At 55.1% G+C, this 14,047-nt stretch carries 12 protein-coding genes; 6 read left to right on the top strand and 6 right to left on the bottom strand.

Annotated features, from left to right (window positions below):
* The first annotated feature begins 3 nt into the window (after nt 1–3).
* The 4 genes from QGM61_RS02060 to QGM61_RS02045 are packed head-to-tail and all read left to right on the top strand — an operon-like array spanning nt 4 to nt 5,197.
* Entirely contained in the window at nt 4–1,530 is a 1,527-nt protein-coding gene (locus tag QGM61_RS02060) for a M16 family metallopeptidase (protein WP_281131703.1), read from the top strand.
* Entirely contained in the window at nt 1,527–2,957 is a 1,431-nt protein-coding gene (locus tag QGM61_RS02055; protein ID WP_281131702.1) for a M16 family metallopeptidase, read from the top strand. The genes QGM61_RS02060 and QGM61_RS02055 overlap by 4 nt, the downstream gene beginning before the upstream one ends.
* Nucleotides 2,935–3,717, top strand: a complete 783-nt coding sequence (locus QGM61_RS02050) for an SURF1 family protein (RefSeq protein ID WP_237133063.1) — start codon at nt 2,935–2,937, stop codon at nt 3,715–3,717. Before QGM61_RS02055 ends, QGM61_RS02050 begins: the two co-directional genes overlap by 23 nt.
* Entirely contained in the window at nt 3,662–5,197 is a 1,536-nt protein-coding gene (locus QGM61_RS02045; protein WP_317622121.1) for a RimK family protein, read from the top strand. The genes QGM61_RS02050 and QGM61_RS02045 overlap by 56 nt, the downstream gene beginning before the upstream one ends.
* Here QGM61_RS02045 and QGM61_RS02040 read toward each other — a convergent pair.
* Genes QGM61_RS02040 through QGM61_RS02020 form a run of 5 tightly spaced genes read right to left on the bottom strand, consistent with a single transcriptional unit; the run spans nt 5,194 to nt 10,791 of the window.
* Nucleotides 5,194–6,342 carry a GNAT family N-acetyltransferase/peptidase C39 family protein gene (locus QGM61_RS02040; RefSeq protein WP_237133064.1) on the bottom strand — a complete coding sequence of 383 codons (1,149 nt, stop codon included), beginning with the start codon at nt 6,340–6,342 and terminating at the stop codon, nt 5,194–5,196. The genes QGM61_RS02045 and QGM61_RS02040 overlap by 4 nt on opposite strands.
* A 39-nt stretch (nt 6,343–6,381) precedes the next feature.
* On the bottom strand, nt 6,382–7,032 hold the full coding sequence (locus QGM61_RS02035; RefSeq protein ID WP_237133065.1) for an OmpA family protein: 651 nt from the start codon (nt 7,030–7,032) through the stop codon (nt 6,382–6,384).
* Between the two features lie 53 nt (nt 7,033–7,085).
* Nucleotides 7,086–7,676: a lipocalin family protein gene (locus QGM61_RS02030; RefSeq protein WP_281131701.1), complete on the bottom strand. Its 591-nt coding sequence runs from the start codon at nt 7,674–7,676 to the stop codon at nt 7,086–7,088.
* Nucleotides 7,666–9,204, bottom strand: coding sequence for a cryptochrome/photolyase family protein (locus tag QGM61_RS02025; RefSeq protein WP_281131700.1), 1,539 nt, complete (start codon nt 9,202–9,204; stop codon nt 7,666–7,668). The genes QGM61_RS02030 and QGM61_RS02025 overlap by 11 nt, the downstream gene beginning before the upstream one ends.
* A gap of 3 nt (nt 9,205–9,207) precedes the next feature.
* Nucleotides 9,208–10,791: a methyl-accepting chemotaxis protein gene (locus tag QGM61_RS02020; RefSeq protein ID WP_281131699.1), complete on the bottom strand. Its 1,584-nt coding sequence runs from the start codon at nt 10,789–10,791 to the stop codon at nt 9,208–9,210.
* A gap of 273 nt (nt 10,792–11,064) precedes the next feature.
* Between QGM61_RS02020 and QGM61_RS02015 the strand changes: the two genes are divergently transcribed.
* The gene (locus QGM61_RS02015) at nt 11,065–12,486 is read left to right on the top strand and encodes a PhoX family protein (protein ID WP_281131698.1); all 1,422 of its coding nucleotides are present in this window, start codon (nt 11,065–11,067) and stop codon (nt 12,484–12,486) included.
* A 40-nt stretch (nt 12,487–12,526) separates the two neighbouring features.
* Here the strand turns inward: QGM61_RS02015 and QGM61_RS02010 are convergent, their stop codons facing one another.
* Nucleotides 12,527–13,522: a hypothetical protein gene (locus tag QGM61_RS02010; protein WP_281131697.1), complete on the bottom strand. Its 996-nt coding sequence runs from the start codon at nt 13,520–13,522 to the stop codon at nt 12,527–12,529.
* Between the two features lie 253 nt (nt 13,523–13,775).
* On the opposite strand from QGM61_RS02010, the gene QGM61_RS02005 reads away from it, so the two are divergent.
* On the top strand, nt 13,776–13,973 hold the full coding sequence (locus QGM61_RS02005) for a (2Fe-2S)-binding protein (protein ID WP_237133071.1): 198 nt from the start codon (nt 13,776–13,778) through the stop codon (nt 13,971–13,973).
* Nucleotides 13,974–14,047: the final 74 nt, after the last annotated feature.

Raw genomic sequence — 14,047 nt, 5'->3', positions numbered from 1 at the left:
GGTATGACTGACTCAATCAGCCAATGGCGACATCGACTGACAGCGGGCATTCTGGCGCTGTCCATGCTGACTGCGATCAGCGCCAGTGCTCAGGATATTGAAGCGCTGGCAGAAAGGGTAAGCGAGTTCACACTGAATAACGGCCTGCATTTTATTATTATTGAACGGCCGGTTGCACCGATTGCCACGTTTGTCACCTTTGTTAATGTCGGCGGTGCAGATGAGCCCGTCAACAACACTGGTGTTGCTCATATTTTTGAGCACATGGCCTTTAAGGGCACACGCACCATCGGCACCAGTGACTACGAAGCCGAGCAGCTGGCACTGGATAAAATGGATGCCGCCTATACGGCGTGGATGGAGGCAGGGTATCGGGACAATGCCAGCGAAGAGGAGCGACAGGCTCTGTGGCAGGAATTTGAGCACTGGCAGGAGCAGGCTGGTCAGTATATTCAAAGTGAGGAGTTCTCCCAGATTATCGAGCGAGAGGGCGGCGTGGGGCTGAACGCTTTCACCAGTGCTGATGCCACTGGCTACTTCTATTCGCTGCCTCAGAACAAGGCTGAACTGTGGTTCTACCTTGAGTCACAACGTTTTCGATTTCCCGTATTCCGCGAATTCTACGTGGAAAAAGATGTGATCATGGAAGAGCGGCGCATGCGCACCGACTCCAGTCCACAGGGCAGGTTGCTGGAAGAATTCCTGAGCGTGGCGTACTCGGCCCACCCCTATCGCAATCCGGTGGTGGGTTGGGAGTCCGACATCATTGCCACAACCATCGCCGACACACAGCGCTTTTATGAGACCTATTATGTTCCTTCCAACATGACCATCGCGATTGCCGGTGATGTCGATCCGGCTCGCATGCGCGAGCTGGCGGAGCAGTACTTTGGTCCCATGCCGGCCGCACCACACCCGCCCAGCGTCAAGACTATTGAGCCCGAGCAGCGCGGCGAACGACGCTTTGTCATCGAAGATACCAGTCAGCCCCTGTTCATCGCGGGTTACAAAACGGTTGCCGCCGATCACCCGGATGCAGCAGCGCTTGAACTGTTAAGCCAGATTCTGTCGTCTGGGCGCACATCACGCCTTTATCGACGTATGGTGCAGGACGAACGTCTGGCGCTGGGTGTTCAGGCTCTCACCGGTTTCCCGGGCGTGCGTTTCCCTGCTTTGTTTGTAACCTTCGCTGTGCCCAATATGGGTGTGCCGCTGGAAGACATCGAGCGTGTGCTTAACGAAGAAATCGATAAGGCCAAGCAGGGTGATATCCGCCAGGAAGAACTGGATCGGGCGGTCACCAATTCACGCGCTTCGGTCGTGCGGGGTCTTAACTCTAATATGGGGCTGGCGCTTAATCTTGCCCAGGCTCACGCTCAGCTCGGCAGCTGGCAGGATGCTTTCTCCTATCTCGAGGAGCTGGAGCAGGTCACACTTGAAGATCTGCAGCGAGTCGCCAATGAATATCTGGTCGAAACCAGCCGCACGGTTGGCATGGTTCGCAATGCGATGGCAGGAGGTGCTGAATGAAACAGCGTATTCAACAGCAGATCTGGATCGCGGTGCTGGCTGTCACTTTCAGCATCGGGGTTCATGCCCAGCAGGATGTCTGGGAGTCGTTCGACTACCCTGAGCTGAACAGTTTTGACATGCCGGAGCTGGAGATATTTGAAATCGACAATGGTGTGCGCTTCTACCTGGTTCAGGATGCCGAACTGCCACTGATCGATGTGACAGTTCTTATCCGCGCCGGTGGAGTCAACATTCCGGATGATAAAGTTGGCCTGAACAGCCTGGTTGGCACCGTCATGCGCAGCGGGGGAACCAACGAATATCCAGGTGACGCATTGAACGAATTGCTGGAAAATCGTGCGGCGATTATTGAAACGCAGTTCGGTTTTACGTCCGGCAGTGCCACCATGAATGTGCTAAGCGAGGACTTCGAACGACTGTTGCCCGTGTTCATGGACGTGTTGCGTCAGCCGGCATTTCCCGAGCCTCGTATTGAGCTGGCAAAAACCCAGCAGGCCAGTCTGATTGCCCGCCGCAATGACGAACAGGGCAGTGTTGCCAATCGTGAATTCCAGCGCATCATCTACGGCGAGGACAGTCGGTATTCCCGCCGAGTTGAGTATGCCACGCTTGACAATATCACTCGCGAAGACATGATCGACTTCCATGCACAGGCCGTTGTTGGCAGTAACCTGATGGTAGGTGTTACTGGTAACTTTGATATGGAGGAAATGAAGACGCTGCTGGAACAGGCGTTTGGTGATTTACCGGCCGGCGAGAAGAACGAGCTGAAGTTCCCCGAGGTCGATTACGAGTTTGAACCCGGGATTTATTTTGTCGACAAACCCGATGTCAATCAAAGTTATATCCTGATGGGACACATCGGCGGCATGCGAGACAACCCCGACTATGCCGCGCTGCAGGTGATGAATCGCGTGCTCAGCGGCGGTTTTTCCAGCCGTCTCATGCAGGTGGTGCGCAGCGAGATGGGTTTGGCCTATTCTGTATTTGGCAGCTACGGCAGTGGCGTATATTTCCCAGGCACATTCTCCGCAGGAGTGATGACACAGAGTGAAACCACCAGTGAGGCAATCAACGCCATCATTGCGCAGATCGAACGAATTCAACAGGAACCTATCAGCGAAGAAGAACTGAGCCAGACCAAGGAACAGTTCCTTAACACGCTGGTCTTTCAATATCCCAGCATCAGTTCTGTGCTGCGCGAAAGAATGAGCAATGACTACGCCGGCTTGCCGCCCGATACCTTTGAGCGACTGGTTGAAGAGGTACGGCAGGTGACAGTGGCCGATGTACAGTCGGTGGCGCAGCGTTATCTGCGCCCCGACAGCCTGCGCATTCTGGTTGTGGGTAATCAGGCCGAGCTGGGTGATCAATTGCAGCAATACGGCGAAGTGCAGCCGATTGATATCACTATTCCTGAATGAGCGCGGCCTGACCATGATCCTGCGGCTCGGGAAATTACACATCACGATCAACTGGCTGGTTCTGCTGTGTTTTATATCCAGTCTGGGCATGTTTATCAGTCTGGCGTTCTGGCAACTCGATCGCGCCGAAGAAAAACGGGCGATGGCACAGGCACTGGAACAGCGCGCTTTGGCGGATCCATTGCCTCTTGAGCAGGCCGAACAGACTGCGCTGTTTGGCAATCAGAGCCGAGTTGTAGTGCAGGGTGAATATGAAACCAGCATTTCGTTTCTGGTGACTTTTCAGTTTTATCGTGGCCAGGCCGGGTTTGAGGTTGTTACGCCATTTCGACTGAGCGATGGATCGCTGGCACTGGTCAGTCGGGGCTGGCTGGCCCCAGCCGATGACGGTGGTGAGCCGCAGGTACCTGAGGTCAGTGGACTGCAGAGCGTGGTGGCCGAAGTCTATCTGCCAGATGAGGAAATTCCGCCTGCGACAGTGACAGACCAGAGCTGGCCAGTCAGTCTGTCACGCCTGAATGTAGCGCAGGCCGAGCGTCTGCTGGGTGAGCCGGTCTACCCGTATCTATTGCGCCTGGAAGCAGATCAGCCAGGTGTGCTGGCCCGCCATTGGCAGGCTCCCAGCGTCTCAACCCGGACACATATTGGCTATGCTATTCAGTGGTTTGTCATTACCATAGTGGTATCGATACTGGCGCTGATGTATGCCAGCAATATTCTTGAACTGTGGCGTCAGCGACGTCACGGTCAACCCGGTTAATGACGAGGTTAGCATGTCACAGCTCTATCTGGTGGTTGATGATATCGAAGGCTGGGAACACCAGCTGCAGGGTCAGGCGGTCATCAGTTTTGAAACCTATCTGACGGAACATCCCGTCAAAGGCGAAAAGAAAACCCGCATCATCAATCTTTGCAATACCGATCAGTACCTCAGTAAAGGCTACTACTGCTCGCTGCTTGCAGAAGCGCGTGGGCATAAGGTCATGCCTCCCATCAACACACTGACGGATCTCAGCAGCCAGCAGTTGACGCTGGTCATGGCCAGTGAAGTGCTGGAGGAAATCGACACCGATGAACTGGTGCAGACAGATGATGGCTATCGCCTGCGTGTCTACTTTGGCAGAACTGAGTATCCACAGTTAAAAATCCTGGCGCGCCGCCTGTTCGAGCGCTTTCCCTGTCCGATTCTTGAGGCAGTGTTGATGCATGCCGGTGACGGGTGGCAGGTTCGCTCGATTCGTGCTGTTGCCTACGCCGAACTCGAAACGGACGAGATGCCGGTGTTTGTAGATGCGCTGGAACGTTTCACCAAAAGTCTGTGGCGTAAACCTCGCAGCAGTAAATCGGCTCGCTGGGACATGGCGATACTGGTCAATCCGGAGGAGCAACTGCCGCCCAGCGACAAAAGCGCCATCAAACGCATGACACGTGCTGCCGAAAAAATCGGCTTTGCAGTAGAGATCATCGGCCCGCAGGACTACGCCCGTCTGAATGAGTTCGACGCATTGTTTCTGCGCGAAACAACCGCCATTGATCACCATACCTATCGCTTTGCGCGCAAGGCAGAGATAGAAGGCCTGGTGGTCATAGATGATCCCACATCCATCCTGCGCTGCTGCAATAAAGTGTTTCTGCAGGATGCCTTTACCTATAGTGGTGTGCCAACGCCCAAGACGCGAATTGTGTCTTCGAGCAATGACGTCGCTCTGGACGAGCTGGAGGCCGCTTTTGAATACCCGATCGTGCTGAAGATCCCTAACAGCGCATTTTCCGTTGGTGTCATGAAAGCAGAGGATCGTGAATCGCTGCGTCAAAAACTGTCAGAGCTACTGAAGAAATCGGCGCTGATTCTCGCCCAGGAATACCTCTACACAGAGTACGACTGGCGAATTGGTGTTTTGAACAATCGGCCACTTTTTGCCTGTCGCTATTTCATGGCAAAAGGGCACTGGCAGATATACAAGCATGGCGAGGGACGTGTTGGCAGTGGTGGCTGGGAGACTCTGCCAACCTATGAGGTCCCCAAGGCGGTACTGGATGCCGCCATGAAATCCGCTCGCATCATTGGTGATGGTCTCTACGGCATCGACATCAAGCAGCAGGGGAATAAGGTCTATGTGATCGAGGTTAATGACAACCCCAGCCTTGAACACGGTGTTGAGGATGAGTTCATTGGCGATGAGCTTTACATGCAGATCATGGCGGAGTTCGCCCGCCGTCTGGAGAACCGCGGCCGCTAACGCGCCGCTGTTTTCTTTCTGGATATACTCTTTCTGGAAATAATAAGGGCCGCCCGCAATCTGTCCTTGCCAAACTGGGACATGCGGGCAAAGTCTGACCTGGCAATTGGCAGGTCTTCGCAGTCCAGGCCTGTCTGTTCCTCAAATGACGGGTCAGGGTCGTGTATGTAAAAGCAGGCATCGTCGAAAGCAGTAATTGTCACCCAGTGAGGCGCTTTCTTGCGATCCAGCCTGTAGCTGCTGATCAATGCCAGCACAACTGATCCGTTTTTGATGGCGTGTTCTATATCATCCTGACTTACGTCACGTCGCTCCACATGAATTTCTTTCTTGGCGACGCGTTGCTCAAACTGCTCATGAACCAGCGCCATGATGGTTTTCTTTTCCGGGTCACGAACCCCCTCCAGAAATAGCGGGCCACTCTGATTAACAAAAACAGTTGGTTTGAACCCGCGTTTCGCAGCCGCCAGCGCCAGTCCAAGTGGATGACAGCCGCCATGCCCTGATGTCATGAAGATGGTGGTAGCCTCGCGCCATATATCGAGCTCTGTGGCCTGATTGGGTACGCGTTTTCTATCCAGTGCGGCCATCGCCATCATAAGGGCTGCCGGGCCGCAGGTGAATGCAGTGGACTGCTGATACCAGGGCACATCATTACCGCGGCGACGCTTGGGCGCATAACGAATGATCTTCTGCATGCGCAGGGCATCGCCATGATCCTCGTAATAATCGGTCAGGGTATCGAAGGCAACATAGCCAGACGACTGGTAGAGGTGTATGGCGGATGGGTTATCTGTGGCAACCTCCAGCCTCATGAAAAAGCGATCGCGATTCGCGGCAGCGGTTTCCAGTGCCTGCAGAAGCGCGCGGCCTACACCCTGCCCGCGGGCATCGGGTGAAATGGCTATCGAATACAGGCGGGCGAGATGGGTGGCGCCGTGGAACAGCACCAGCCCATAGCCGAGAATTTGTTGCTGGTTTTCAGCAACCATAAATTCGCGGTTGCTCGCCAGGATCCAGTGACGCAGCCGACGGCGGCTCAATCTGTCAGTGTCAAAGCAGACATTCTCGAGAGCGTGGAGTGCGTCAAGATCCTCCAGTCTGGCGTTGCGTATCGTTAAAGCAGCGCCCTTGGTCACCGACATTTTGTCACCGCCATCCCGTCTTCTGGATCATGGATATCTTCAGTTCTGAATGGCCACGATCTGTAATTCAACGCGGCGGTTCATGGCGCGACCTGATTCAGTGTCGTTGCTGGCAATTGGCTGATCTGGACCCACACCCTGAGTGATCAGTCGGCCCTGGTCGATGCCGTTTGCGGCGAGATAATTGGCCACGCTATTGGCGCGGCGATCCGACAGGTTGTAGTTGTAATCGCGCGAGCCGGTGGAGTCGGTATGGCCTGTTACGCGTAAACGTGTGTCTACATACTTGGCGAGAACCTGAGAAACGGAATCCAGCACCGAGTGGAAATTTGGGCGAATTGAGTATTCATTGGTATTAAAGGTGATGTTACCAGGCATGATCAATTCCAGTTGATCGCCATTGCGTTGTACCTGCACCCCGCTACCCTGTAGCTCCTGGCGCAACTCTGCTTCCTGGGCGTCCATATAAGCGCCCACGCCAGCGCCAATTGCGCCACAACCGAGAGCAGCATTGCGGGCTCGCGTGCCGCTTTCAGCGGCGCCGATCAGTCCACACACAACACCACCGATCGCACCATAGGTCGCGGCGCGGCTGGTCTGCTGTTCGCCTGTGTAGGGATTGATCGTGGTGCATGCAGCAAGCGCTGCGGTCATGACTGCTGTACCAATAAGTTTGCCAGTGGTAGACATAATATACTCCTTTTGCGTCCTGGGTTAATCAGTAAACGACTGGCCGGGTTGAATTATTCCGCTTCAACCGGCGCATCTGACTTATGCTCGACAAAAATCAGCTCGTCGGTGGCAAAGCCGGCCTGTTCCGCCATCGACACAAGGCGAGCCTGTGTATCTGCCGCCAGATCTTTCTGCCTGGCCAGTATCCACAGGTAGTTGTAGTTGTTGCCAGTTATCAGCGCCCATTCATAAGCATCCTGATCCAGTGCAACGATATTGTAGGATGCGTAGAAAGGGCCGAAGAAGCTGACTTCCAGCGCCCCCTGAGATGACTCTCCGGCGAATCGTGCCCGGCCTGTCGCCTGTTCCCACTCACCGTTCTCGGCATTATAGCCGCGGTTGATCACGGCGATGCTGCCGTTCGGGTTTTCTGAATACTCCGCTGTCACATGGCTGAGCCCGCGCTCGAAGCGATGGTCCAGTCTGGCGATCTCATACCACTGTCCCAGATAGCGCTGCAGCTGAAAGTCGTCGACGACGCTCAACTCGCCTGGCGGCGCGCCCGTGCAGGCCACCAGCATGCCCATGGCAGCTGCAATCAAGGTGGTATGCAGAACCCGTTTGTACACGACCATAAGGCTGTCCACGGTCTCACAGCGCATCAATGTGCTCCAGAACAAAGTCACCGCGTTTTTTCAGTGCCCGCTTTTTGTCATCGGACATTTTATCGAGATTACGATAAATCATACTCATGCGCGGATTGTCTCTCAATAGCGTGTCATGTCGCATGATGAAATGCCAGTAAAGACTGTTGAAGGGACAGCTGTCATCATCCACCGCTGTTTTTACCGAGTAATGGCAGTGTTTGCAGTAGTCCGACATCCGGTTGATGTACGAACCGGACGCGGCATAGGGTTTGCTGGCCATCAGGCCGCCATCGGCGTGCATGACCATGCCCAGCGTGTTGGGCAGCTCCACCCAGTCGTAGGCGTCTGCGTAAACCGCCAGATACCAGTCGCAGATCTGCGTTGGCTCAACGCCGGTCAGCAATGCAAAATTGCCGGTAACCATAAGGCGTTGAATGTGGTGTGCGTAGGCATTGTCGAAGGTGTTTTTCAGACTCTGTGCCATACAGTTCATGCGCGTGTCACCGGTCCAGTAACACGCTGGAAGATTGCGCTGATTCCTGAAGTGGTTGTGTTCGGCATAGTCTGGCATCAGCCACCAGTAAAGCCCGCGCACGTATTCGCGCCAGCCGATGATCTGTCGTATGAATCCTTCGGCGGCGTTGATGGGCACATCACCTTTTTGCCAGGCACGTTCCGCTGCCTTGCACACTTCGACAGGGGACAGGAGGCCCATATTCAGACTGGTGGCCAGCAGGCTATGAAACAGGAAGGGCTGCCGGTGGCTCATGGCATCCTGGTACTGGCCAAAATCGGGCAGGCAGTGTTTGACGAAAAAGCGTAACGCAGACTGCGCCTGCTTGCGTGTTCTTGGCCACTGAAACTGATCAGCGTCCGCATCCAGATGACCTGGATGGTCAGAAAAGTTCTCAGCGACAAGCTTGATGACTTCACGATCAACACTGTCCACATCAAAGCCTTTGCGATCCGGTATGTCTACGTCATCACGCAGCGACTTGCGGTTTTCAGTATCGTAGTTCCACTCACCTCCAGCTGGCTGGTCGTCCTCCATCAGTAATCCGGTTTTGCGCCGCATCTGCCGATAGAAATATTCCATGCGTAACTGTTTTTTGCCTTGCGCCCACTCGGCAAATTCTTTTTTGTCGCAAATGAATCGGCAGTCACCCAGAACGGAGACCTCAATATCAAGCTCTGATGACCAGTTGTCGATCTGCTGTTGCAGGCGATGCTCGCCGCACTCGGTAACAACCCAGCTGTCGACCCTGTGTTTGCCAGCAACTTCTTTGATGACATCCGCAAACTTTTTCAGTCGGCTGTCAGGCTCATATTTGTAATAGTGAACACGCCAGCCATCGGCTTCCAGCTCGCTGGCAAAATGTCGCATGCCACTGAATAGCAGGGCAATCTTTTGTTTGTGGTGTTTGACATAGGTGGCTTCTTCATAAAGCTCTGCCATGACAACGAGATCCTTCCCGCGGTCAAGCGCCTCCAGTGTAGGCAGGTCTCTGTCCAGTTGATCGCCCAGTATCAGTCCAGCTCGCACCAATCAGCCCTTTCGGCCTGAATCAAAGCGCGATAACTGATGCTGCAACGAATCGCTCAGCTGGTGCAGAGAGTCGCTGATGCCAGACAGTTCGCGCGCCTTTTTAAGATTCTGGGAGGCGATTTCATTGACTGACTGCAGATTGTTGACGACCTGATCTCCCGACACTGACTGCTGTTGCGCTGAGGCAGCAATCATGTCGTTCTGACTGGCCATTTGCGAAATCTCATGTGTCAGCTGCTGGAGGGTGCTGGTACCTTCATTTGCTGATACCAGACACTCACCCACAGCTTCCTGGCTGCGCGTCATGGCCTGGCGGGCTGAGTCAGAGGTCTGCTGAAGTCGTTTGACCAGTTGCTGAATCTCCTTGGTCGATTCAGAGCTGCGTCGAGACAGCGACCGCACCTGATCTGCCACTACAGCAAAGCCGCGCCCGTGGTCTCCAGCGCGGGCTGCTTCGATGGCCGCATTCAGCGCCAGAAGGTTGGTCTGTTCGGCGATGTCCTTGATGATGTCTACCACTTTATCGATGTCGTTCGCCTGACTGGCAGTGTCGCCTACCGCTTTGCTGGTGATGTCGATATCGCTCTTCAGAGTGTTGATGCTGCTGCTGATACGCTGCACAGCGGAACCACTGTCGGCGGCGAGTTCATTGGCAGTATTGGCACCGTTAGCTGCATATTGAGCATACTGGGCTACCGTTGCAGTCGCAGTGCTCATCTCCTGCATGGCATCAATCATCTGTTGATTGACCGATGTCTGCCGCTCGGCGCCCTGTTCGACATCGGCAGCATTGCGCGTCAATGCCTCGCCCATCTGCTGAAGAGTCCTGAGTCGATCCTGTACATCAATGACCAGCGTTCGCAGTTGCCCCAGGAAGCGGTCGAAAGATTGTCCAGCTTCCGTGTCGTGATTGACCTTCAGGGTCAAGTCCATGCGATCGTCGTCGCGCGTCAGCTGTTCGCACGCTGAGGCCAGTGCCTGCCCTTCCGCGGCATCCGCCGCTGCCAGTTTGGCCAGGTAGAACAATGCTGCGGCCTCGACCAGTACATAGCCGGCATGAACAAATATCATGCTCCAGTGAGCATGTTCGGTCACCCAGACAGGGAAGCCGTTGATTTGCATGTAAAAGAACAGGAAGTGGTGTGCTGCGATCACAATTGTTGCGACGGCGATAGGCCGCCAGTCGCGATATGCAATCAGAAGCGCCAGTAACACGAAAATCGAGAAGTGCATCTCGATGGTTCCATGGCTCTGGTGAATGTGCAGTGCTGACATGACCATGAAGGCAGCAGCAATAAGGCTCGGTAAATGCCTCCCCAGCAGCTGCCCCTTCCAGGCGATGATGGTTGCAGTCAGAGTGCCACCACCCACCAACAGCGCTACCCCCCAGGTACCATGCCACGGTGCCAGCGCCAGTGCGTACAACTGGCAGCCGATCAGTACACCAATCATGATGCGGTTGGTCTTTTCGAGATACCAGTGACTGTTGTTACTGACTGCGGCGCCTGATGTATGTCTCGAGGCGGGAGTTGAGGAACGGTCAGACGGCGCGGCGGAAATGGGCGACGATAGTGATATAGCCATAATACTGATTCGCTTAATGATGAAGAATTAACTTGGACGAAAGACCTACTACTGCGATCGCACCGTGAATTGATACGCGATCCTTGTCGTTTCGGTTCATGGCGCAGTATTGTTATTTTCCTGTCACATGCTTGTGCTGAAATTGCCGGCCTGATCAAGTGATAAATAATGAATCTGGTGAATCACACAATGACCAACTCAAAATTCAATTCCAAGCGTGAGCGACCCAATACTGTTATCGGCTCGCGCCGCAATTTCCTTAGGGGTAGTGCCATGACAGCAGCCCTTGTGTCCTCTCCTTTAGTTCAGGCATTCCAGTCTTTGTCGACACGTCAGGTCTCTGCAGGCGGCCCCGCATCTCGACGCATGGACAGCCCTTATGGACCAATACGTCCGGTCAAGGATGAAGTGACGGGCCTGGAGCTGCTGCAGTTGCCGGAAGGTTTCTCCTACGCCAGTCTGTCCTGGGCGGGCGACGCCATGGCGGATGGCAACCCTGTACCGGCACGGCACGATGGCATGGGTGTAATTGCAGTTGATGATGACACCATCATTCTGGTGCGCAATCACGAGGTGGGCTCTGGTCGTCCGATATCAGCTGCCACCGTATATGATGAAGGTATGGTGTCGGAGAGCGCCCGCGCGGGTGGCGGCAATACCACGATTCATTTCTCGCGCAGCAACCGCCGGGAGATTCAGACGCTGCCAAGCCTGGGTGGCACCATGGTCAACTGTGCTGGCGGCGTCACGCCGTGGGGCACGTGGCTGAGCTGTGAAGAAACCATCCACGATGCCAGCGCGACTGGCGGCCGTCGTCATGGTTATGTGTTTGAGGTGCCGGCAGATCCGGCAGAAACGTCGGGCGTGCCTATCGTCGGCATGGGGCGTTTTGAGCATGAGGCGGTGGCTATTGATCCGGTAAGCAGCTACGCCTACCTGACCGAAGACAATCGCAATCAGTCCCCGATCTACCGCTATGTGCCAGACAATACCAGTCAACAGGCCGGGTCTCTGGAGCAGGGCGGGCGCCTGCAGGCTGCCCGCATCAAATCCATGCACGGCGCCGAATTGCTGGCCCCGGCAATGGGTGATGAATACGAGCTGGAGTGGGTCGACATCGCAGACCCGGATATGGACCCGCAAGGCGACACCAGTGGGCCCTGCCTGCAGGCTCGCGCGGCGGGTGCGTTCACGATAAGCCGTGGTGAGGGTATCTGGTACCACGAGGGCCTGATGTACATCGTCGACACCAGTGCTGGCGTCAATGACGCAGGGCGCGCGGGTTATGGTGAAGGTGCGGTGTGGATGCTGGATCCACACGAGAATCGAATGCGCTGCATCTTTGCCTCCACCGATGCCAATATGGCCAATAACCCGGACAACGTAACCGTCAGTCCCCGGGGCGGCATCCTGATGTGTGAGGATGGTGGCGGCGTCGAAGACGAGTTTGGACCCGGTGAACGCGTGATGGGGCTGACGCCGACCGGTGAGTCCTACGTTCTGGTCAAGAATAACGTTGTCCTGTCTGACACCGATATTACGGTGAGCGGCAAAATTACCGAACCGGGTGACTATCGACAGACCGAAATTGCCGGTGCCTGCTTCGATCCCTCAGGCGAGTTTCTGTTCATCAATGTGCAGAATCCAGGCATCACCTTTGCTATCTGGGGCCCGTGGGAGCGCGGCCCTGTCTGAAGCCTGGGCTGTCAGGGCAGTTAGCGATTACACCACCCATTTACTCCGGGTCGGCGTCAGCCTGCTCCTGGCGTCGGGTGCCAGCCAGTATGCCGGGCAGGGCATAGTTGCCCTCATGGCATGCGTACTCGTAAATGCGTTCACCCTCCGGTCGGGCGTAAAGCACCATCTCTGCCGTCCAGGGCGCCGTGTAGGCCACCGGGTCGTTCATGGTAAAGCTGTACACGATTTCCGTTTCAGAGACCATTCGCAGTCGCTCGGTCACTTCAAGGCCGGGCCCTGAGCCGTAGTGCGATTGCTGCGGATGCAGGTGGCGAGTGCTGATGACCAGCGTATCGTTGTCCCAGTAGCCCGTGGAGTCGCCCATCCATTTGTAGATCTCGGGCGGCTGGTGTTCATCGTTCAGGCGGATGATGCGCGCGTCGTGCATCATCTCCGCCATGATCACCACATAGTCCTCAGTCTGTATGATCTGATAGTTGTTGTTATAGATGATGGGCATCATGGGCGGGCCGGCGCTGGAATTGGATGTGCGGAAGTCATAGAACAACAGGCAGCGCTCACCGATTGTCGCCATTTCCGGACCCAGAAACGCCTCATCACCATGCTCGTCGCGCCAGCGCTCCATCATGTTCTGTTCGGGTGCGCCCTCACGAAAGGGTATCTGACCATCTGGCGGGTCGATGATCATTGATGTGCGATATTCCCCATCGATGTGCAGCACCTGGCTGCCACGATCCAGCCAGAACAGGTTATATGCCGCTGCGGTATTGCCGTCGCTGGGTGGTGGTCGGTCGGGGTCACTGGGAGCGTTGCCGCGTTCCTCTGCGGCCAGTGCGCGCTGCTGCAGTTCAATCGCCTCTTCTTCAGACATCGCCTGCCGCTCACCAAACCGCTCAGGTCGCTCCAGAGGCGTCTGTGTGGCATTGGTCCAGATACCCTGAAGGTCGGGTTTGCCCTCAGGCGTTCTGGGCAGCTCGGCGGCTACCGCCCCGAAAGTAAAGCTGGCCAGAATCGGGATCATGAAAAGTTTCATGGCTCGCTCCTGCGTTGTCGTTATTGTGCTTATAAGTTGCTTTATTGTCGTTGCTGCCGGCACCGACAGAGCGCTGCATGTGCCTAAGCTACCCCCCGGCGTGGTGGCATGCAAATAATTCTCATCTTTTTTACGAGCGCTATTGACAATCATTCTTATTTGCATTTAAGCTTGCATTCACTGGCCGAATCCACACTGCAACACCCGCCAGTAGTAAACCTGCTAACGAGACCTGCAAACGAGAAAAGCGCCCATGTACGTATGCATCTGCCAGCAAATCACTGATACTCAGATTCGCGAGTTCTGCAAAGGTCGTTCAGTTTCCATGAGCGAAGTACGTGCCGAGCTAGGTCTGGCCAGTGACTGCGGTCGTTGTGGCAAATTCGCTAAACAAATCATGGCAGAAGTCGCTCAACAGGTCGATACATCGTCCATTGCCTACGCCGCCTGACGCCATCGCGTCTGCAGGTGCCAATCGCAATCATTCTCTTTCTCTTTTTTCATTATTATCAATAACTTGAATAA

Source organism: Pseudohongiella sp. SYSU M77423 (assembly GCF_029911965.1).
Classification (GTDB): Bacteria; Pseudomonadota; Gammaproteobacteria; order Pseudomonadales; family Pseudohongiellaceae; genus Pseudohongiella.
The sequence above is the reverse complement of the archived record's forward strand: the minus strand, read 5'-3'. Positions and strand labels throughout refer to the sequence as shown.

Excerpts from the sequence above, each read along its gene's own strand:
- QGM61_RS02060 (WP_281131703.1), top strand. The coding sequence starts at position 4 with ATGACTGACTCAATCAGCCAATGGCGACATCGACTGACAGCGGGCATT.
- QGM61_RS02055 (WP_281131702.1), top strand. The coding sequence starts at position 1,527 with ATGAAACAGCGTATTCAACAGCAGATCTGGATCGCGGTGCTGGCTGTC.
- QGM61_RS02045 (WP_317622121.1), top strand. The coding sequence starts at position 3,662 with ATGCCAGCAATATTCTTGAACTGTGGCGTCAGCGACGTCACGGTCAAC.
- QGM61_RS02040 (WP_237133064.1), bottom strand. The coding sequence starts at position 6,342 with ATGTCGGTGACCAAGGGCGCTGCTTTAACGATACGCAACGCCAGACTG.
- QGM61_RS02035 (WP_237133065.1), bottom strand. The coding sequence starts at position 7,032 with ATGTCTACCACTGGCAAACTTATTGGTACAGCAGTCATGACCGCAGCG.
- QGM61_RS02030 (WP_281131701.1), bottom strand. The coding sequence starts at position 7,676 with ATGCGCTGTGAGACCGTGGACAGCCTTATGGTCGTGTACAAACGGGTT.
- QGM61_RS02020 (WP_281131699.1), bottom strand. The coding sequence starts at position 10,791 with ATGGCTATATCACTATCGTCGCCCATTTCCGCCGCGCCGTCTGACCGT.
- QGM61_RS02015 (WP_281131698.1), top strand. The coding sequence starts at position 11,065 with ATGACAGCAGCCCTTGTGTCCTCTCCTTTAGTTCAGGCATTCCAGTCT.
- QGM61_RS02010 (WP_281131697.1), bottom strand. The coding sequence starts at position 13,522 with ATGAAACTTTTCATGATCCCGATTCTGGCCAGCTTTACTTTCGGGGCG.
- QGM61_RS02005 (WP_237133071.1), top strand. The coding sequence starts at position 13,776 with ATGTACGTATGCATCTGCCAGCAAATCACTGATACTCAGATTCGCGAG.